The following is a 19182-nucleotide window of genomic DNA, read 5'->3' as shown; positions in this document are numbered from 1 at the left end:
GGGAGACTGTAGCAGCCTCCCTTTTTGTTTGGTTTTTCTAAATTAGAATTCCAGAACAATATCTTCAATATCCCAATTTGCTCTAACATCTATTGGTTTTGGATAGATGTATACCTTCTCGGGTATTTTTTCTAAATCTGGAGTACCCTGATCCCATTTCTTGTTATTGTTCTCGTCTACTAACACACGAATAAGATATGATCCCGGGCTTATATTTTTAAACTGAAAGTTCTTCTTATCCTTTACTTCTTTCACCAGCTTGTACTCTGGGGTAAGCAACTGTATAATAAAGGAGGTATACTTTGTAGTTATTTTTCCGTTTATATTTCCTGTTCCACCACTTTCTTCCAGTGTCAAAGGTAATGGTGTGAAACTTAAACTTTTTCCTTCTATTGGCTTGATCAAAGTACTATCTAACGTAACTGTCAATTGTTTTCTGTTGCCACTGATTTTAGGCATTTTAAAAGTCAGCTCTGTACCTGTAGGGTCTACTGAAATTTCCTCAGGATATTTGATCTTAGCTATTACAGTAGAATCTGCCTTGATCGAGATAGGCTCCTTGCCGATAACTTTAACCGGTGTCTCCAGTTCTACCGTTACCGGTGCTCCTACAGTATAGGCGGTTGTGCCTTTTGCTGTGTTCACAACTTTTAATTTTGCTCCTTTTATACTTTGTGCTCTTTTACCTTCAAATTTTAATTCAAGCGTATCAGAGGCTATATTGCCTGAGGAATCAACAGCTGAGATTATTGTTTTTCCACCTTTGAATTTCTCAGTTTTAAACAGTTCTACTGCCTTTCCATCTACTCCTATTTTGTAGCTTAATGAGTCTTTTGGGGCTGCCTGTTGCTTAACTTTTATTGACCTTATCCCTTCATTATAGTTTGCTACAAATCTATCTGTATACTGATCTCTTCGTAGCAGGATAGGTTTCTTTGTATCGAACTTTGTTAATTCTAGTTTAACTGGTTCTGTAGTGGGAGTAATTTTGATTGGCCCTGCTAAATACCCTATTTTCTCTTCTTCATTATCGTAGAAGTAGTTATTGTTCTTCTCTGCCAGCGCATAAATTCTATACTCGCCCGCTTTGATGTTCGTCATTTTGAAGTTTCCCGAAGCATCTGTTTCAGTTTGATAATAGGGCCTGTTTTTCCTGATGCTCAACGTATCATTTGTCGGATACAACGCAACTATTGCTTTTTGTTCGGGCTTCTGCGTTTTAAGGTTCACCACTGTTCCACTCACTTTGCTTGAGTCAATGTAGCTACCCGTGCTGAACGAAATGCGCAGATCCTTGGCTTTATTTTTTTCAGTTATATCCGTGATCCCTTCTCTGAAACTCAATGAGTAGGTAGTATTATCAAGCAAAGGTTTATCAAACTCCAGGCTTATCTGGTTCTTATCAGTTTTTACTTTATACTTGTTTTGAGTGTTTGGAGTAATGATGAGTTCTTTCTGAAGATTATTTTGTTGCACCTCTTCATCAAATACCAGCGTTATTGTTTTTGACTTTACATTCAGCGCCTGATCTTGTGGATTACTGCTTACCAATTTAGGAGGTGTTTCGTCTTTAGGTCCTCCTTCCGGTGCGCTTATACTGGCACATGCTGCTACACCAAATAGTGTTGATAAGATTAATGTAATCTGCCCTAACTTCATTATTTACCTGTTTTATAAAAGTAAAAGAGGCAAACTTTCGCTTGCCTTTTACACTGTTTTTAGTTGATATCTATTTTTTCTTTGCTATAAAAATTAAGCTCGAATAATCCTTGCCATTTTTCTCTGCATAACTATTCGATTTAAAACCGTTCATCATACTATTGATCATTTTCGTCTTACCCTCTTTATGCTTCTCGCTTAACATACTTACATAATAAGCATCGAATTTCATTGGGTGCACTTCCTCCAGTATCAGCTTATGCTTTTTCAGAAAACGTTTCATTGTTGTCTGAGTAAAATGGTAAAGATGGCGGGGCACATCATAGGCTGCCCAATTCTCTTTATAAAGTTGCGCATCATGAGAGTCAGCGTTAGGCACAGCTATTACAATTGTTCCATCGTCCTGAAGTTTGTCCACTAATTGGCTCATGGTTTCATTCAACGAATGGATATGTTCCAGCACATGCCACATGGTGATAACTTCAAACTTCTCACCTTCAAGTTCTGTAAGATCTGCTGCGATCTGTTGTTCTGTTTCCTTTGATGCTATCTCCCTTGCTTTTTCACTTGGCTCCACTCCGCGTATCTGCCATCCGTCTTTTTTACAAGCCTGCAGGAAAACTCCTGTACCACAACCATAGTCTAGTACAGCCCCTTTTGCGGGAGCATATTTGTTAATAAGCTCCACTTTTTGTTTCGTGGTTATTGACCGAACCACATGGTACGCTCTGTTGATAATCCCTGTTTTTGTGTTGCTGTGCGAGATATAGTCTTCTGATTCATAATAGCTTCCTATACTCTCATTGTCAGGCCTGGGATTAGTGAATTTAAAAGAACAATTCTCACACTCCACTATTACAAAGCTTTCCTTTGAGACAGTATTATCAGTAACTACTAAAAAATTTTTGAACTCTTCCTTACCACAGATCGGGCATTGTTCCAGTCTTTCGTAGCTCATTTATTTTCCCAGGTATACCATTAACACTGAAATGTCGGCTGGCGTTACTCCACTAATTCTAGAAGCCTGGCCAATTGTTTCAGGCTGTACTTTCAGTAGTTTTTCTTTTGCCTCTGCCGACAAGGCAGGTATGTTCCGATAATTGATTTTGTCTTTGATCAGGTAGTTTTCCAACTCGCTCATCTTGCTGGCCATGGCGTATTCTTTTTCAATATAGCTCTCATACTTTACAGCTATACCTGCCTGCTCTACGCTATCTGGTTTAAACTTACTCAGATATTCTGCTACTGCTGGCACAGCAGCAGCTATATTTTCTATCTCAACGTTAGGTCGTTTGATCAATTGCCCGGCACGTTGCTTTTCAGTGATTGGTGCGGATCCTAAGGCCTCCAGCATGCTGTTGATATCTTCAGGCTCAATCGGCTTATTATTTAAGTATGCGATGATTTCTCCTGTTTCTTCTATCTTCTTATCCACAGCTTTCAGACGGCTTTCATCTGCTAGGCCAAGCTCATAACCCATCCTTGTTAAACGGATATCCGCATTATCCTGGCGTAGTAAAATGCGATGTTCAGCACGTGAAGTAAACATACGGTAAGGTTCTTCAGTGCCTTTGTTTACCAGGTCGTCAATCAGAACTCCGATATAAGCTTCTGATCGTTTTAATACGAATGGCTCTTTGTTATTGATTTTGTTGTGGGCATTTATACCAGCCATTAATCCCTGACAGGCTGCTTCCTCATATCCTGTCGTTCCGTTTATTTGACCGGCAAAGTAAAGGTTACTAACAAGCTTTGTCTCCAGTGTGAGGTTTAGCTGTGTTGGTGGGAAGAAGTCATACTCTATAGCATATCCTGGTCTGAACATTTTAGCATTCTCAAAGCCTTCTATTTTTTGCAAAGCTTTTAACTGTACATCTTCAGGTAATGAACTAGAGAATCCATTCACGTATACTTCTACCGTGTTCCAACCTTCCGGTTCTACAAAGATCTGGTGTCTGTCTCTGTCGGCAAACCGGTTAATCTTATCCTCTATTGATGGACAATAGCGAGGTCCAAGTCCCTGGATACGGCCTTGAAACATTGGCGATTTTTCGAATCCGGTTTTCAGTATCTCATGTACCTCCGGATTTGTATAGGTTATATAGCAGCTACGTTGCGATGCGAGGGGCTCTGTATCTGTATAAGAAAACTTCGATGGTTTCTCATCTCCAAACTGCTCCTCCATTTTTGAATAGTCCAGGCTTCTGCCGTCCACACGAGGTGGCGTTCCGGTTTTCATACGGCCTGCTTCAAACCCGAGCTCTATCAGTTGTTCTGTTATACCTTTTGCTGATTTTTCTGCTGCTCTTCCACCACCAAGTTGCTTCTCTCCGATGTGGATAATTCCATTCAAAAAGGTGCCGTTCGTTAAAACAACAGCCTTTCCACGTATAGTTATCCCCAGGCTAGTGCGTACTCCTGAAGCCTTTCCATTCTCTACTACGATGCCAGTTACCATCTCTTGCCAGAAATCCACATTCGCTGTTTCTTCCAAAGTCAGTCTCCAGGCTTCTGCAAAACGCATACGATCGCTTTGAGCTCTTGGGCTCCACATGGCAGGACCTTTTGACTTGTTCAGCATCCGGAACTGTATCATTGTTTTATCAGTAATGATACCACTCATTCCGCCTAATGCATCTACTTCGCGCACAATCTGTCCTTTTGCTACACCTCCCATTGCTGGGTTGCAAGACATTTGTGCAATTGTATTCATGTTCATGGTGGCCAATAACACCTTCGAGCCCATTTTAGCCGCTGCAGCCGCTGCTTCGCAACCTGCATGACCGGCTCCAACTACTATTACATCGTATTCTGGAAACATGTATTTCTGGATTTAGAGACGTTTCACGTGAAACATCGTCTGGGGGTTGGTAATTCCTTTTTGCAATTAAAACTTTCGCAAAGATAAGGAAGAATCTTCTTGTTTACGCATAAGCACCTCTTCCTCTTTGGTTTTGTCTTTAAAACCAAGTAGGTGAAGCACGCCATGAATGATAACCCGATGGAGTTCATCTTCAAAAGCAGTGCCATGATCGTGAGCATTATCACGAATTCGATCTATGCTTATAAAAATATCACCTTCAACAGTGCCTTCTTCGTCGGCATTATTGAAGGTGATGATATCTGTGAGCGTGTCGTGGTCTAGATACTCAACGTTGATCTCGTGAAGGTAATCGTCGGAACAGAAGATGTAAGTAAGATTAGTTAATTCTTGTCCGTGTTGGTTGATTACAGTTTCAATCCATTCAGAAACCAGGTCCGGGTTCTTTAGCTCAAACTCTATGTCTTCACTAAAGAACTCAATGGGATGTTCCATTATGAGATGGTGTGATGTTAAAGATTAATTGTACTCGTTTGCCTTCGTTTAAAAAATTAACTTCATCGCAGAGGTTACGCATAAGGAATATGCCACGACCACCAGGATTCTCAAGGTTTTCAGGAGCAGTTGGGTCTGGCAGATTCTCATAATCGAATCCCGGACCTTCATCTTCGATCTCGAAAGACAACTGATTCTGTTCTACCTGAAGGGTGAGGTATACGTTTTTATCCTTATCAAACTTATTTCCGTGACGGATGGCATTGTTCACAGACTCCGTAACAGCAACCATGATGTTACCATAGATATCATCTTCAAACTCGAATTCATCTTTAGAATTATCAATAAAACTTTCAATAACTCGGATGTTCTCGATTAGCGACGGAATCTGAATTTTTACCTGATTCATATTAATCGTTAAGTGTAAAATAGGTGCTTGTTATTTGCTAATATTCTGAAAATACTCATTAACCTTCTGCTTGTAATACGGTGTTAAGGCAGGCGGTATTGTCTTGAGTAACTCAGTCTGTTTTTCTTTTGCTCTTAAATATTTCTCAAACGAAGGAGGAACTTTACGTGCTATCTCCTGTGCAGTTTTTGCTTCCCGTTTGTTATCAATTTCACGCTCTTTCACTGACTTCTCAGCTTCTAGTAGCCTTGTTAATATCTCACGCTGGCGCATAATGGTCTGTTCAGTCAAACGTTTATTAACGAGATCAGTCTCGCTTTGTTCCATCATCTTACTGATATTTCCCAGTTGGCCATTCTTGCCATTTTCGCCAGGTTTTTTACCTTGTTTCTCTAATTCTTTCAAGGCATTTCGGATAGCCTCCTGCTCAGCAGCCAATTTAGCTAATTCTTCAGAAAGTGCCTTACCTGACTTGCCACCTTTTTTCAAATCTTCTATTTTTTTATTCAACTGCTGCTGCAATTTCCCCATATTGCCAGGCATTGGTTTGTTTCCTTTCTGTTTTCCAGCCATTCCGCCTTTCATTTGCTGCATGGCCTGTTGCATTTGCTTAAGTGCATCATTCAGCATCAATGCCAGATTGTTCATGCTGGTCATGGCTAATTGTTGCTGAGCAGTTGCACGACCAATGTTCCGTTCCTGAAGCTCGTGCATGCTATTATCCATGCTTTCGTTCATGGCTGCAACCTCTCTGGTTACGAACGATTGAATCTGAAATACCTTTTTAGCCAGCGAGAACAAGCTATCTTCTACAACCTGGGCATTATCACGCAAATTTAGCTGTTGTTGTGACAATGCTATAAAACGTGGATCACTTTGGTTTACTTCCCGGAACTCCTTCATCAAACCTTCCTGATCAAAAGAAAGCTTAATAAGGTTCTCGAGTATATCACGCAGGTCATCCAGGTTCTGCTGCATACCGGACATGCCCATAGAGCTTTTCATGTCTTCCATCTGCTGGGCCATTTTCTCCATTTTTTGTCCAGCCTTCTGCTGTGAGTCGCTAGCCTTCTTATTCTGCTTTTTCTGAAGCTGTTCCTGGCTTTGCTGCATGTCCTGCTCTACCCCCTCCTGATCCTTCTGCTGTTGTTGCTCATCAAGCGAGTTAGGGCTGTCCAGTTTATCGTTCAGGTCTTTCAGCTCTTTCATCTGCTCCTTCACATCTTCAAACTGCTGCTGTAGATCCTTTTGCTGCTCTTGTAACTGGTTATTGTCCTCCTGCTTTTGTTCGGTTTTGTCCGAGAGCTGCTTCTGGTCTTTCGCCATTTCCTGCAGTTTATCTGTCAGGTTATCTAACTTTTGCTCAAACTGTAGCTGTTTAAATAACTCCAGGGCACGCTCAATTTCCTTTTCCAGGTTACGTTCCTTGTTATCAAGTTTGCTCAAAAGTTTCTGTAGCTCTTCATTGTTCGGTTGCTGCTGCTGTAACAGCTTATCCAATTCCTCATAGAGTTTCTTCGTCTCAGGGTCGAGCAGTTCATCCATTAGTTTTTGCAGTTGCTGTGCTTTCTCTGCTAGCTGCTTGTCCTGCTCACTCAGCATGTTCTGTTTTTTGTTCAGCTCCTTAAAAAGCTCCTTCATAGAAGAGATGTCCTGCTCCAGCTGCTTTTTCTTCTCCATCAGGTCCTCTATCTGCTTTTTATCCTGCCAGTTCAGGTCGCGCTTCATTTTCATCTTTTCCTCCGATCTGGAGAGCTCTTTTTGCAGCTGAGTTGCCTTTTCAAGGGTTTTGCTCATCTGGCTGGCTACAGATTGGGAGTTATTATTTAATTCTTTCTGAAGTTCGCGTTTATCAGGTACTTTGAGTTGAAAACTACGGGTACGGGCGCTTTTAGGACCATTTATGGCATCGTTATCCCATACCTGTACATAGTATTCTACTTTATCACCAGGTTGTAAATTAAGCGTAGCAGTGTTCCATTGGTAATAATAGGTTTGGTTGAGCTGCTGTTTATTGAGAGGCAGTGCTATACTTTTATACTTTGCCTGAGGAGAATTGTTGCTGCTGATGCGGTAGTTTAGTGCAAGGCGTGTCAGGCCATAATCATCTGATACATCGCCTCCAAGAACTAAAAATGTATAAAGGGAAGTATCTTGGTATTGCTCCAGACTGATCTGTGGTAAGCGATCAGGTATGGTAGTGATCTGGTATGAGATAGGGTCTTTGTTTGCGCTGTGCTCATTCTGGAGCTTTATGCTATACGCCTGGCTCCTGCTGAATTTTTTACTTGCGTTAAAGTTTTCACCCTCCTTGCTCGTACTCAGAGCTTGTGCAGGTTCTTCGAAGGCAAGCTTGATGCTTTCAGTATCGGTTGCCTTAAAGTGCCAGTTAACAGTACTGCCTTCTGGTATAGTGGCATTGCCGGTGTTCTGAATGAGTTCTGGCTTTCGCTTCAGGTAATCCGGGTACTCAATCTCCAGGTAGAAGTCCTTTAAATTAGGACGTGAAAGCAATTCCAGGTGATAGGTATCAGAAGTAAAGCCAGAACCTTCTAACTCAAAGTCAATTGATTTTTGAGGTTGCTTGAATGTATAAGTATAACTGCCATCAGCTTTTTGATTAAGTTTCTGACGTCTGCCGCTATAGTTAACAAATATTTCGTCAGGTATGGCTTCGCCTTCAATGGTAACCTTTAAATCAAAATCTTCTCCCCTATACGTTTCTAATTTATCATTTTTAACAGCAAACCTAAATGGAGCAAGAGGAGCATAATACCTTTTATAGTTGATGATGCGCTCGGTTCCCTGCACAAAAATGGTAGGGTATAACAGCACGATCAGCAGCGCGACTACAGCAGGCAGGGCCACATATTTCAAAAGCGGCCTGTTCTCCTTATAAGTAACAGCTTCTTTAAATCTGAAGTGGAGTAGTTGGCTGCTGCGTTGCTCTATGCTAGCGGCAATAAGGGCATTTGTTCTGTCAAAATGCTTTAACTGGATGGCATTAAGCAACTTATCGCTGATCTCAGGATAATGTGTACCCACTTGCAGCGCTGCCTGTTCATCGGTCAGTATTTTCCTTAGATTAGCAAGAGCCGAAATGGGTAGGGCTATCCAGCGAACAAAAACATAAACAGCAAGGGCGATAAAAGAGAAAAGCAGAAAAGCCCGAACATAAGCCGGGAAATAGAATAGATATTCTAGCAGACTATAAACAATGTAAATAGAAAGCAGGAGTCCAAGCGCGAAAATACTACCCCTAAGCAACATGTTCAGGTAGAATTTCTTTTTGAACTCCTGCAGCTGATGCAGCAGCTGATCCAGTGCATCGTTTTGTTTCATGCTCTAAATGCTACATTTTAATTTCTATTGCTGCTATAGTTGTAAATTAACTAAAGATGCTTAACGTGCTGTAATATAATACGAAAAGATCTTTGGAATAGTATTCTAAGTATAACTATACTCAATAGATTTTAATCTATTTCCAGTAAAACTGGACAATGATCAGAGTGCTTAGCCTCTGTAAGTATGGCAGAGCGCGTTAACCGTCCTCGCAGATTTTCGGTGGCCATATTATAATCAATACGCCAACCAAGATTTTTGTTGCGTGCACCTGCTCTGTAACTCCACCAAGTATAGTTATGTGGCTCCGTATTAAAGTGCCTGAAAGAGTCGATAAAGCCACTGTCTATGAACTTGCTCATCCAGCTTCGCTCTTCGGGCAAAAAGCCAGAGCTATTCGCATTTGACTTCGGATTGTGGATGTCGATAGCTTGATGGCATATGTTGTAATCCCCACTTACTACCAAACCTGGTAAGGTATTTTTAAGATCACCTATATAGCCATAGAAATCATCCATCCATTGAAATTTGAAATTCTGACGATCTTCTCCGCTTGATCCTGAAGGCATGTATACGCTCATGACAGATACATCGCCGTAATCAGCACGTAAAACGCGTCCTTCTACATCGTAGCATTCCATACCGCAACCTACTTCCACATGTTGTGGTTTCTCTTTAGAAAGAATTGCCACACCACTGTAGCCTTTTTTTACTGCCGGGTGTATGTAAACATGGTAGCCCAGATCCTCAAATATAGCTTTGTCAAATTTTGATTCGTCGGCTTTGATCTCCTGCAAGCAGAGCACATCAGGGTTAGCGGCCTGTAACCACTGGTCGAAACCTTTGGTAAGAGCGGCACGAATGCCATTAACATTATACGTAATTATTTTCATGGGTGAAATTGGTAGCGCGCAGCACGTATTTCGTATCAGGTACTAAAACAATAAATACAAACTAATGAAATATAAAGTCCTCAACCTCCTGCTCCTATCATCACTCCTATTCCTAACTAAGGATACGGGTAGGAAAAAATAGGCAGCCTTAAAAATACGTGATACGGAATTCTTAAAAATCTAAGCTTCTTCAGATTGTCTGAAATACTCAATTACATGCCATTTCAGCATATTTTCCTGCTCCCTCAGGTTGGCAAACGGAATAGATTTCACGGCTTTATAGTGGGGCCAGCCCTCTTCGTCCAGGCCAGTATACTCATAAAAACCTGACAGGCTAAACACTTTGCAGGTGGCAATGTGCATCAGGTCTTGTTTTTCTTCTTTGGTAAACTCCCGGATACCCAAACCAAGCTCCTGAATGCCGATTAGAAACAGGATAGCATTCATATCTGGTTTCTTGCCGAACTGTTTCATTAAAGCGGCTCGTAGCTGGGTCCAGTTATGTTCTAAATTATCAGATTCAAGATCTAACTTCATCTTACTTGCTGCTACGTATGGTTTACTAATTGTTGCTACTGTTTATTCGGCACTTCCGCGTTCTTTTAACTCTTCCCAGTATTCTACGGCGCGGCGGAAATGTGGTATCACGATGGATCCTCCCACCAGGTTTGCAATAGAGAAAATCTCCATGATCTGCTCATCGGTAACACCTTCTTCGTAGCATTTGCCAACGTGATATTTAATGCAGTCGTCGCAGCGTAGTACCATAGAGGCAACCAACCCCAGCATTTCTTTGGTCTTTACCTCCAGGGCACCGTCCATGTAAGTATTTGTGTCCAGGTTAAAGAAACGCTTAATTACTTTATTGTCATAAGACATGATGCGCTCATTCATGCGCGTGCGGTAGTCATTGAATTCTTCTACTAAACTCATTGTTATGTGTGCTTATCGGTTAATTAGCTTTAAAAAGTTTAACTATAAAGTTACAAGAAATTAACCATAATACCTTAAACCAGTGCTCCCTGCCAATGTTTGAAGACCTGATTTCGCTTTTGTTCCCGGAAAGCTGCTATGCTTGTGATGGAGCAATGGCACGCGGGGAGAAATACATCTGTACGAACTGCAGTATAAAGCTGCCTTACACAGATAGTCATGTGCATGGGGCAACGGAGCTGAACCCATTTCAAAGGAGGTTCTGGGGCAAGGTACCGGTGCGATTCGCTTTTTCTTACCTGCACTTTATGCCAAAGGGCCGTGTACAGCGCCTGCTACATAAGCTAAAGTACAAGGGGGCGCAGGAACTAGGTGAACACCTGGGGCAGCGGTATGGCTCCCTCCTGTTTGATCATCATTATGCAGCGCACTTTGACCTGATCGTGCCTGTGCCCCTGCACAAAGATAAACTTAGGCGTAGAGGGTATAACCAGTCCGAATGCTTTGCCCGAGGCTTGTCAGGAAGTATGGCTCTTCCACTACAGGCACATGCCATAAGAAGGACAATAGATACAGGAACTCAAACCCGAAAAAATCGACTGGATAGATGGCAAAACGTAGAGGAAGTGTTCCAGGTAAGTCAGGGGCAAATGTTACACGGCAAGCGCATTCTTTTAGTAGATGATGTGATGACAACAGGGGCTACTCTCGAAGCATGTGCGGTGGCTTTACTGGCAGCCGGTGCTCAGGAAGTGAGCGTAGTAGCCATAGCAGCCGCATAAAATCAAAGGTAAAAGCGTTAGTATCAGAAAGAACTGAAGTACAGCAAATTGTTGTTACAGCTGATATTAGACACTCTTCTCGCGTCAAAGCATAATGAAAAGTCGTAGTAGATCAATGATTAATTACAGGAATAGTATCGCTGCCATTCACTTCAGCTATAAACTAGCTTTATGGGCAGTGCTTGCTTTAGTTGTAATTTTACTATGGGGGGCAGGACAGCCAAAAGGCAACATAGAACCTTTGGTACTGCGTACCGAACCAATGCCTTTTACTCCTAAAGAATTTTATATTGCTGAAATAGTAGATGAGCGAAGCAATAGAGAGGCTGTAGCATATCTTTTGCCCCTGCCAACTACAGCCTCTCCGGCTACTTCTACCCTACCCGTTGATTTACAAGGAGGCGGATTAACGGCGATCAGGCAGTATGTAAACAAAAGCTTAAAGCAGGATACTAAACTACGACCTATAGTTGTACGCCTGAAAGAAGTGCAATTAAAGGAATCTGCGGGAGCTAAAGGTCGTGTGAATGGTACAGTGGCAGTGCATATGGCCTTCGACTTGATGCAACGTGAAAGCGAGCAAATTCCTTTAATTGAGTTCAGAGGCGGGGCAAGATACAGCAGGCCAGCCAGTCAGCACGATGTGGTAGAGCCAACGCTCAGGCAATCGCTTGTAGCCGGATTACAATATTTTAATACCTGGATCGACCAGGAAGCCAACAGGAATGAATTATTTGCGAAGGCGATAAAAGTTAGTTTTCAGGATTATATTCCGCATGAGGCAGGTGATACTGTCTTTTATGGGGCAAGGCGCTTACTGAACTGGGCTGATTTTACCGGAGCGCCAAACGCTTCCAGTAAATATGCTGCTGCGGTGTTTCCGGGCTTTTCCTATGAAGGACAAAGCGAAGTGGTAGACGGCGTGATTGACCTGAAGCTGCTGATGAAGGTATTTGTTGTTAAAAGCGCTTCCTGGGTAAAGGGTGCTGCCCGCGATGCTTATAGCCTGAACCACGAGCAGCGGCACTTTGATATTGTAAAACTGGTGGCAGAACGTTTTAAACAGAAAATACAGCCAGATAGTCTTGACTTGGCAGATTATAACAGCATTATCCAATACCAGTACATTGAGTCATTTCGGGAAATGAACCGCCTGCAGGATCAGTATGATAATGAAACGCGCCATGGCATTGACCAGGTGGCACAGCAGCGTTGGAATCAACGTATTGATGCGGAGTTTAAAGAATTAGGGCTAAAGCAGTAGCCTTTACTCATAACGATCCTGTATATCCACGTTTACCAGCTGGATGTAAAGTTCTGCCATTTTTCCGGTGACAGCTCTAAAGAATTTCTCTCCTTTTTCTTTGGTCGCTGCTTTCGGATTTCCTATTCCAGTATCAGCAGTAACCATAGACCATTGCCTTTCTGACCAGGCCCATCCTTCTCTGATACCTGCTATTTTAGATTTCCGTTCTGTTCCTTCGCCTGCTTCTTCTAAAGGTAAAACCAACTCAGGTCGGAGGTAAAGTAAAAGGCTTGTTTCCATCTCATCGGCGTGATCCCCTTTTTCATCGAAGTATTCTTTTTTATCAGGCAGTTGAAACCAGTTGCTGCTCACTAACAACATCTCCGGGAAGCGCAGCCCCAGTTCGCGCAGGATCGGCTTAAAGTCATTTCCACCGTGGCTGTTTACAATTAGAAGTTTGTGAATGTTCTGGCGGTGCAGCACCTCTACAATATCGCGGAGTATAGCTAATTGTGTGCTGGGGTTTAAATTAATGTCTAGTTTAATATCGGCCTGCCCTGTGTTAACACCGAATGGAATTGTTGGCAGTACCATTACCTTTGCCCCTTTCTCCCATGCAATTCTCGCAGCTTCGGCTGCTATATGATCGGCCTCTATTACATCTGTGGCATAAGGCAGATGAAAATTATGAGCTTCTGTGGCTCCCCACGGAAGTATAGCTAAGGCTACTTCCTGTTCTTTTATTTGTTTCCAGTTGCTTTCGGCCAGGATATATGGTCTCATGGGTTTATAGGTTTAATAGAGTAGCCTTAAAATATAGTTTCTTCAAAAAAGATACAAGCGGCAAATCAATAAGACTTTTAATTTATACTTATAGTTGATGAGCGGGTCCTGCCACGATAGTATATAAAGCAAAAGCCCGGAATCACTTCCGGGCTTTTGCTTTATATTTCGGTATTTAAACTTCTTATCTGTTAGAGCCAGCGTTGATCATGGCGCAACGGAATCCGATAGTTGCTGTTGATGAATCCTGAGCCATGAAACGGCGTGTACCAGGAGATAACCAATAAGCAACATCTTTCCAGGAACCACCTTTATAAACGCGAACCTCATCGTTAATAAGTGAGTGGAATCCTACGCTTGAGTCATAGTTCTCAGCTTCATCCAGGTAACCGTCTCTACGGAATGGGTTTAAGTCTTCCACATCCTCGTAAGAAAGCGGACGATACACATCTTGTACCCACTCGTTCACGTTGCCGGCCATGTTATACAGACCAAAATCGTTTGGCGGGTAGCTGTAGATGTAATCAGTAATCATGGCACCATCGTTCAGAGCACCTGCAATACCGGCGTAGTCACCGCGGCCGCGCTTGAAGTTAGCCAGGAACTTACCCATCTCCTTACGACCATACGGGTTACGTACCTGGTGGCCATCCCAAGGATAAAGGCGACGGTTATTTTGGTTTTCATCTTCAGAGTACTGCGTGCCTATCATAGCTTGTGCCGCATATTCCCATTCAGCCTCAGTTGGCAGACGGTAATTCGGAAGCACATAGCCAGACTCGATAGATGGTTTTGTAGATTCTGCAGATTCGTTGCCACCTCTACGGCCGAACAAGCCTCTCTTGCCTCCTCCGCTAGCTTGGCCAGCCAGATTTTCGTTTACCTTAGCTGTACGCCAAACGCAATAATCATTTGCCTGTAACCAGCTTACACCCACAACCGGGAAGAAGCGGAAACCTGGGTAGCGAAGATAATAAGTGACATAAGGGTCATTGAAAGAAAGTTGCTGCGACCAAACTGTAGTGTCTGGCAAGGCAGCAGTGTATACTTCCGGTAATGAATCCTGCTTCAGGTAGTGCAGGTATTCCAACCAGTGAATGTTGGCCACCTCTGTTTCATCCATATAAAAAGAAGCTACAGTAACAGTACGCTCAATATTATCGCGCGTCATAGCTACATCTTCTTCCATAGAACCCAAAACAGTACGTCCACCTTCTATAAAGATAAGACCCGGTCCTCCCTGGATATCAGCATAATCATTCACCGCAAAGGACTTTTCGTCCTCGCCATATTCTATACCAGTGGCGGAACTGTAATTTCCAGGGTCTCTGCTTGTTGGTTGTTTTCCTTTAGAACAGGATGACAGGAGGAGCCCCCCCATAGCCACAACCGTTAGATACTTTGCAAACTTCATAAAATAGTACCCAGTTTAGATAAGGTTCTTGTATCGTAAATTAACATGCAATTATAACTAAAATCAGAATGCCGGACAAGGAATGGAATTGTTAATTTTCCGTTCTCTTCGGCCTCTGAACAGTTTATTTATCTCAAGTTGTTCAAAAACAACAGAAATTTCGTTAGCACCGCCTGCCTGACTGCTTATTCCGCTTAAGCCTACATCGTGGCTGAAGCCTATTTTAAAGGCCTCAATTTGTAAAGCTGCTATTACGGCCAACACTTGGTCCTGGTTGGTTTCAGCAACTGCAGGTATGCCTTTATATATAATACCTAACGTAAGAGGTGTGTATATAGTGTGTAAGCCCAGGTCAAGCCTTTTAAAATTTTGTTGATGAATATAAGTTACTGATGGTGTAAAGCTTAACTCAAATAAGCGACCCTGTTCCTGATAAGATCTTGCATAGAACTTGTAACCAGCATTAGCAACGTAAGTTAAGGGTAATTTTGTTTCATTTTCAAACCCGGAATTTGGTTTATTTAAATGATCGACTTTTAAACCTGCCCAAAACTGCCCTGAGTAAATAAGGCCCCCTACCGCAAAACTCAGGTAGCTGCTGGGCTCAAAGTTGTTTGCCTCTGCCGAGGTGACAGCAACCTGCCCATTATCAGAAAGTTGGTCCCCGAAAACAAGGTTATCATAATTTACCTGTAAACGCCCAAAGGTTGCCTGCAAGCCGGCCGCCATGGCCCAGGTGTCAGTTACACGTGTGTGATAAGCATATCCGGCAGTAGCCTGTATTTTTTGTAATCCTCCAATACCGGCGCGGTCCTGTTGCAGTAAAAAACTGACAGCGCTTTTTGTGTCTCCTAGTTTATAGTCGGCGGTAAGTTGGTTTGTAATAAAAGAGCCGTTCAGGGCAGGCCACTGGTTCCGGTGTGCCAGCGATACGCTCCAGGTATGGTCTAAGCCAGCAAATGCAGGATTCAGGTAGAGTTTGTTGGCATACTGTTGTGTAAAGTGAGCATCCTGTGCCCCTGCCGAAAAACTGCATAAGCACAGGATAAAGCAGTAGTACAGGCTCCTGAATTCCTTGTTAAACATCCTTATCAAATCCGTAAAACTATATTTACTGGAGTATCGAATAAGAAGCTAATAATATTCTGCACGATTTTAGCTATAAAATATATAGTTTAGCTTCTATAAGCTGTTATCATTAAATATCCTACTACCCTAACGAATGAAAAAAGTAGCAATAGGCTTTTTTATCTTTCTGGCACTGCTGTTTGCCGCGGCAGCACTGGTTCCGGTTCTTTTCAAAGATAAAATTAAACAAGCCCTCGACAAAGAGATCGCCAAGAATATAAATGCGCAGGTGATCTACGAAACGGATGATGTAAGTCTCTCCCTCTTCCGCAGCTTTCCTAACCTATCGCTTAGCGTAGACAACCTTTCTGTTGTTGGTAAGGATTCTTTCCAAACGGATACGCTGGCACAGATTCCATCTTTCTTCATGGGCCTGGACCTGATGAGCGTGATCAGCGGCGATGAACTGAAGATAAACTCTGTTACTTTAGACGAACCGGTTGTCAGGCTTATTGTGCTTAAAAGCGGAAAAGCCAACTGGGATATTTTTATAGAGGATACAACAATCACAGAAAGCGATACTGGTGCGTCAGATTTTAGGTTGGCCATCAAGCAATGGGAGGTGAACAACGGTACCCTTTTTTACGATGACCGCAGCATACCACTAAGCCTGCAGGGTTATAATGTAAACCACACAGGTAGCGGAGACTTCGAGAAAGATGTTTTCGACATGGTTTCACAAACTACTGCCGAGAAATTTAATATGGTGTACGATGGGGTGAAGTACATTCAGGATGCCACGCTGGATGCAGATGTAACCATGAGCATGGATCTTAACCAGTCGCTCTATACTTTCAAAGACAACAGTATCCGGTTAAACTCACTTCCTTTTAAATTTGATGGTTCTATTCTGATGCCTGAAGAGACCATTGCCATGGATCTTACCTTTAAAGCAACTGACGCAGATTTTAAAAGTGTATTGTCGGTGGTGCCGGGGATGTACTCAGATAAGTTTGATGACATTAAAACGAATGGTAAACTTAGCTTTGACGGATACATTAAAGGACGACTTAACGATACCCTTACCCCTGGCTTTGGTACGGAGTTAAAAATTGTAGATGCTATGTTTAAGTACCCGGACATGCCGCAGGCCGCTACAAACATTAACGTGCACATGCTGGTGGATAATCCGGATGGCGACATGGCCAAAACAGTGATCGATGTAAAGCAGATGCACATGGAGTTCGGTAAAAACCCAATTGATGGCCGTGTGCTGGTGCGCGGGCTGGAGCCGATGTATGTGGATGGAAACGTTAAGGCAAATGTGAACCTGCAGGAGCTTACAAATGTGTTCCCGATAGAAGGTATGACGCTTCGTGGCTTGCTTAAAGTGGATGCCGATGCAAAAGGAACTTACAGCGATACCAAAATGCCGGTGATCGATGCTGATATGGTACTGACGAACGGATATGTGAAGTCCAAGGATTTTCCGGAGCCAATTGAGCGCCTGAACATGGCGGCAAATATCCTGAATAAAACAGGCAACACAGTTGATACCCGCATTAATATTGAGCACTTTAAAATGGCCCTGGCAGGCGAACCTCTGGAGGGCCGTGCGCTGATAGTTGGCATTGATAAGCCCGCCTTTGATTTTAAAGTAGACGGAGTACTTGACCTTACCAAACTGACCAAGATCTTTCCGATAGAAAATACCACACTGGCGGGTGTGATCCGGGCAAATGTTGCTGCCAAAGGAAAGATGTCTGATATAGAAGCAGAAAAGTATACTAATGTGCAGGCGAATGGTACGATAGCGGTAAACAATCTGAAGTATGTAAGTACCGATATGCCAAACGGTTTGCGTATTGATAAAGCCGCTGCCACATTTAACAACGACCGTATTTTAATACAAAGCATGAGCGGCTATCTGGGTAAAAGTGATATTCAGGCCACAGGCTCTATCTCAAACTATCTTGGTTATGCGCTGGCTGATAACCAGTCGTTGCGTGGTAATTTTAATATCAGCTCTAACCGTTTTGATGTAAACGAGTGGATGGTAGTTGATGAGGGTGCTCCGACTGATGAAGCTACAGAAGGCGTAGTAGAAGTGCCGGAGAACCTGGATGTGACCCTGAACATTGATGCGAAGAAAGTGCTGTATTCTAACCTTACACTTAATAATATGAGTGGGCAGGTGCAAGTGAAAGATAAAACAGCCAGGCTGAACAAAGTTACTTTTAATACCCTAGGTGCCACGTTTGCCACCAGTGGTAGCTATGATACAAAAGACTTATTGCACCCGCTCTTCGACATGAAACTGGATATACAGAATCTTAGCTTTAAAGAAGCTTTTGCAGCTTTCAATACGGTTAAGGTGTTTGCCCCTATCGCTAAGGTGCTGGAAGGTAAATTCTCTACTAATTTTGCCTTTGCAGGTGAGTTGGGGCAGAACATGGTACCAGTCTTTCAGACATTAGATGGTGAGGGAGTTATTAAAGTTCTTAAAGCCGCCGTTAGAGATGTGCCAATCCTGGATAAGATCAGCAGCCTGACCAACTTTCAGGATCTGAAAAACTTTGTAATCGAAAATAAATACATAGATGCACGGATTGTGGATGGCAAGTTTGTAGTAAAGCCTTTCGATGTAAGCGTTGGCAACATCGATATGTCGGTTGGCGGTAGTACAAATGTAGATGGCGGCATTGATTATGTAACGGCTTTAAACGTACCGTCGGGGAAAGTGGGCCGGGAAGTTAACTCGCGCTTAGCAGGTATCCTTGGCAAAGAGAATATGCAGGGATCGGACCGTGTGACACTAAAATTGAATATCGGTGGAACATACTCTGATCCGAAGGTAGCCTTAACGGGTGGCTCAGTGAAAGAAAAAGCAACTGAGTTTGTAAAGGAAGCTGTTGAAAATAAACTCGATGTAGCCAAAAAGCAGGTAGAAATACGTAAGCAGCAATTGCAGGATAGTATTCAGGCAGAAGTGAACCGTAAGAAGATGGAGGCTGAGCAGAAAGCACTGCAGGAATTACAGAAGAAACGCAGTGATGCAGAGCAGCAGATCAAGAAGCAGGCTGCAGATAAAATCAGCGATTTTCTGAAGCCTAAGCCAAAACCAGCACCGAAGCAAGAGCCTGTGAAGCAGGATACAACCAAGACAGGTACGGATTAATACAATTTTAGGCGTTTTTAGAATTAACTGAATTATTAATTGATACATTTTGAGAAAGATGCCTGGCGCGCAAGCTTCAGGCATCTTTCTTTTTGGGAGAAACGTAATTTCGTGCAATTATTTGCGTTTGTCAATTTGGATGGCCTCCAAGAGAGAAGA

General features: G+C 42.7%; 15 protein-coding genes. 3 read left to right on the top strand and 12 right to left on the bottom strand.

Going from position 1 to position 19182, the window contains the following annotated elements; genetic code table 11:
• Positions 1-42: 42 nt before the first annotated feature.
• The 9 genes from ACSX1A_RS17030 to ACSX1A_RS16990 form a co-directional block, all read right to left on the bottom strand.
• Positions 43-1659 (bottom strand): Ig-like domain-containing domain, encoded by a 1617-nt coding sequence (locus ACSX1A_RS17030; RefSeq protein WP_439880846.1) that lies wholly within the window; start codon positions 1657-1659, stop codon positions 43-45.
• Positions 1660-1729: 70 nt separating this feature from the next.
• A complete protein-coding gene (locus tag ACSX1A_RS17025) occupies positions 1730-2617 on the bottom strand; it encodes a class I SAM-dependent methyltransferase (RefSeq protein ID WP_439880845.1) in 888 nt (295 codons plus the stop codon).
• The gene (mnmG, locus tag ACSX1A_RS17020) at positions 2618-4480 is read right to left on the bottom strand and encodes a tRNA uridine-5-carboxymethylaminomethyl(34) synthesis enzyme MnmG (RefSeq protein ID WP_439880844.1); all 1863 of its coding nucleotides are present in this window, start codon (positions 4478-4480) and stop codon (positions 2618-2620) included.
• A 66-nt stretch (positions 4481-4546) separates the two neighbouring features.
• Complete coding sequence (gene ybeY / locus ACSX1A_RS17015; RefSeq protein WP_439880843.1) at positions 4547-4975, bottom strand: rRNA maturation RNase YbeY; 429 nt, start codon at positions 4973-4975, stop codon at positions 4547-4549.
• Entirely contained in the window at positions 4959-5384 is a 426-nt protein-coding gene (locus ACSX1A_RS17010; RefSeq protein ID WP_439880842.1) for an ATP-binding protein, read from the bottom strand. Before ACSX1A_RS17010 ends, ybeY begins: the two co-directional genes overlap by 17 nt.
• A gap of 30 nt (positions 5385-5414) precedes the next feature.
• Entirely contained in the window at positions 5415-8726 is a 3312-nt protein-coding gene (locus tag ACSX1A_RS17005; RefSeq protein ID WP_439880841.1) for a DUF4175 family protein, read from the bottom strand.
• A gap of 131 nt (positions 8727-8857) precedes the next feature.
• Positions 8858-9619, bottom strand: coding sequence for an exodeoxyribonuclease III (locus ACSX1A_RS17000; RefSeq protein WP_439880840.1), 762 nt, complete (start codon positions 9617-9619; stop codon positions 8858-8860).
• Between the two features lie 180 nt (positions 9620-9799).
• A complete protein-coding gene (locus ACSX1A_RS16995; RefSeq protein ID WP_439880839.1) occupies positions 9800-10156 on the bottom strand; it encodes a hypothetical protein in 357 nt (118 codons plus the stop codon).
• Between the two features lie 42 nt (positions 10157-10198).
• Positions 10199-10552 (bottom strand): carboxymuconolactone decarboxylase family protein, encoded by a 354-nt coding sequence (locus ACSX1A_RS16990; RefSeq protein ID WP_439880838.1) that lies wholly within the window; start codon positions 10550-10552, stop codon positions 10199-10201.
• A 95-nt stretch (positions 10553-10647) separates the two neighbouring features.
• Here ACSX1A_RS16990 and ACSX1A_RS16985 point away from each other — a divergent pair, with 95 nt between their 5' ends.
• A complete protein-coding gene (locus ACSX1A_RS16985; RefSeq protein WP_439880837.1) occupies positions 10648-11334 on the top strand; it encodes a ComF family protein in 687 nt (228 codons plus the stop codon).
• Between the two features lie 94 nt (positions 11335-11428).
• Complete coding sequence (locus tag ACSX1A_RS16980) at positions 11429-12598, top strand: hypothetical protein (protein ID WP_439880836.1); 1170 nt, start codon at positions 11429-11431, stop codon at positions 12596-12598.
• Positions 12599-12601: 3 nt separating this feature from the next.
• On the opposite strand, the gene ACSX1A_RS16975 is transcribed toward ACSX1A_RS16980, so the two are convergent.
• The 3 genes from ACSX1A_RS16975 to ACSX1A_RS16965 form a co-directional block, all read right to left on the bottom strand.
• Positions 12602-13363 carry a creatininase family protein gene (locus ACSX1A_RS16975; RefSeq protein WP_439880835.1) on the bottom strand — a complete coding sequence of 254 codons (762 nt, stop codon included), beginning with the start codon at positions 13361-13363 and terminating at the stop codon, positions 12602-12604.
• Positions 13364-13547: 184 nt separating this feature from the next.
• On the bottom strand, positions 13548-14777 hold the full coding sequence (gene gldJ, locus ACSX1A_RS16970) for a gliding motility lipoprotein GldJ (RefSeq protein ID WP_439880834.1): 1230 nt from the start codon (positions 14775-14777) through the stop codon (positions 13548-13550).
• 63 nt (positions 14778-14840) lie between these two features.
• On the bottom strand, positions 14841-15863 hold the full coding sequence (locus ACSX1A_RS16965) for a PorP/SprF family type IX secretion system membrane protein (protein ID WP_439880833.1): 1023 nt from the start codon (positions 15861-15863) through the stop codon (positions 14841-14843).
• 136 nt (positions 15864-15999) lie between these two features.
• Between ACSX1A_RS16965 and ACSX1A_RS16960 the strand changes: the two genes are divergently transcribed.
• Positions 16000-19023 (top strand): AsmA family protein, encoded by a 3024-nt coding sequence (locus ACSX1A_RS16960; protein WP_439880832.1) that lies wholly within the window; start codon positions 16000-16002, stop codon positions 19021-19023.
• Positions 19024-19182 lie beyond the last annotated feature (159 nt).

Origin of the sequence: Pontibacter sp. MBLB2868 (assembly GCF_051904785.1) — a bacterium.
Classification (GTDB): domain Bacteria; phylum Bacteroidota; class Bacteroidia; order Cytophagales; family Hymenobacteraceae; genus Pontibacter.
The sequence above is the reverse complement of the archived record's forward strand: the minus strand, read 5'-3'. Positions and strand labels throughout refer to the sequence as shown.

Excerpts from the sequence above, each read along its gene's own strand:
- ACSX1A_RS17030 (WP_439880846.1), bottom strand. The coding sequence starts at position 1,659 with ATGAAGTTAGGGCAGATTACATTAATCTTATCAACACTATTTGGTGTA.
- ACSX1A_RS17025 (WP_439880845.1), bottom strand. The coding sequence starts at position 2,617 with ATGAGCTACGAAAGACTGGAACAATGCCCGATCTGTGGTAAGGAAGAG.
- mnmG (WP_439880844.1), bottom strand. The coding sequence starts at position 4,480 with ATGTTTCCAGAATACGATGTAATAGTAGTTGGAGCCGGTCATGCAGGT.
- ybeY (WP_439880843.1), bottom strand. The coding sequence starts at position 4,975 with ATGGAACATCCCATTGAGTTCTTTAGTGAAGACATAGAGTTTGAGCTA.
- ACSX1A_RS17010 (WP_439880842.1), bottom strand. The coding sequence starts at position 5,384 with ATGAATCAGGTAAAAATTCAGATTCCGTCGCTAATCGAGAACATCCGA.
- ACSX1A_RS17005 (WP_439880841.1), bottom strand. The coding sequence starts at position 8,726 with ATGAAACAAAACGATGCACTGGATCAGCTGCTGCATCAGCTGCAGGAG.
- ACSX1A_RS17000 (WP_439880840.1), bottom strand. The coding sequence starts at position 9,619 with ATGAAAATAATTACGTATAATGTTAATGGCATTCGTGCCGCTCTTACC.
- ACSX1A_RS16995 (WP_439880839.1), bottom strand. The coding sequence starts at position 10,156 with ATGAAGTTAGATCTTGAATCTGATAATTTAGAACATAACTGGACCCAG.
- ACSX1A_RS16990 (WP_439880838.1), bottom strand. The coding sequence starts at position 10,552 with ATGAGTTTAGTAGAAGAATTCAATGACTACCGCACGCGCATGAATGAG.
- ACSX1A_RS16985 (WP_439880837.1), top strand. The coding sequence starts at position 10,648 with ATGTTTGAAGACCTGATTTCGCTTTTGTTCCCGGAAAGCTGCTATGCT.
- ACSX1A_RS16980 (WP_439880836.1), top strand. The coding sequence starts at position 11,429 with ATGAAAAGTCGTAGTAGATCAATGATTAATTACAGGAATAGTATCGCT.
- ACSX1A_RS16975 (WP_439880835.1), bottom strand. The coding sequence starts at position 13,363 with ATGAGACCATATATCCTGGCCGAAAGCAACTGGAAACAAATAAAAGAA.
- gldJ (WP_439880834.1), bottom strand. The coding sequence starts at position 14,777 with ATGAAGTTTGCAAAGTATCTAACGGTTGTGGCTATGGGGGGGCTCCTC.
- ACSX1A_RS16965 (WP_439880833.1), bottom strand. The coding sequence starts at position 15,863 with ATGTTTAACAAGGAATTCAGGAGCCTGTACTACTGCTTTATCCTGTGC.
- ACSX1A_RS16960 (WP_439880832.1), top strand. The coding sequence starts at position 16,000 with ATGAAAAAAGTAGCAATAGGCTTTTTTATCTTTCTGGCACTGCTGTTT.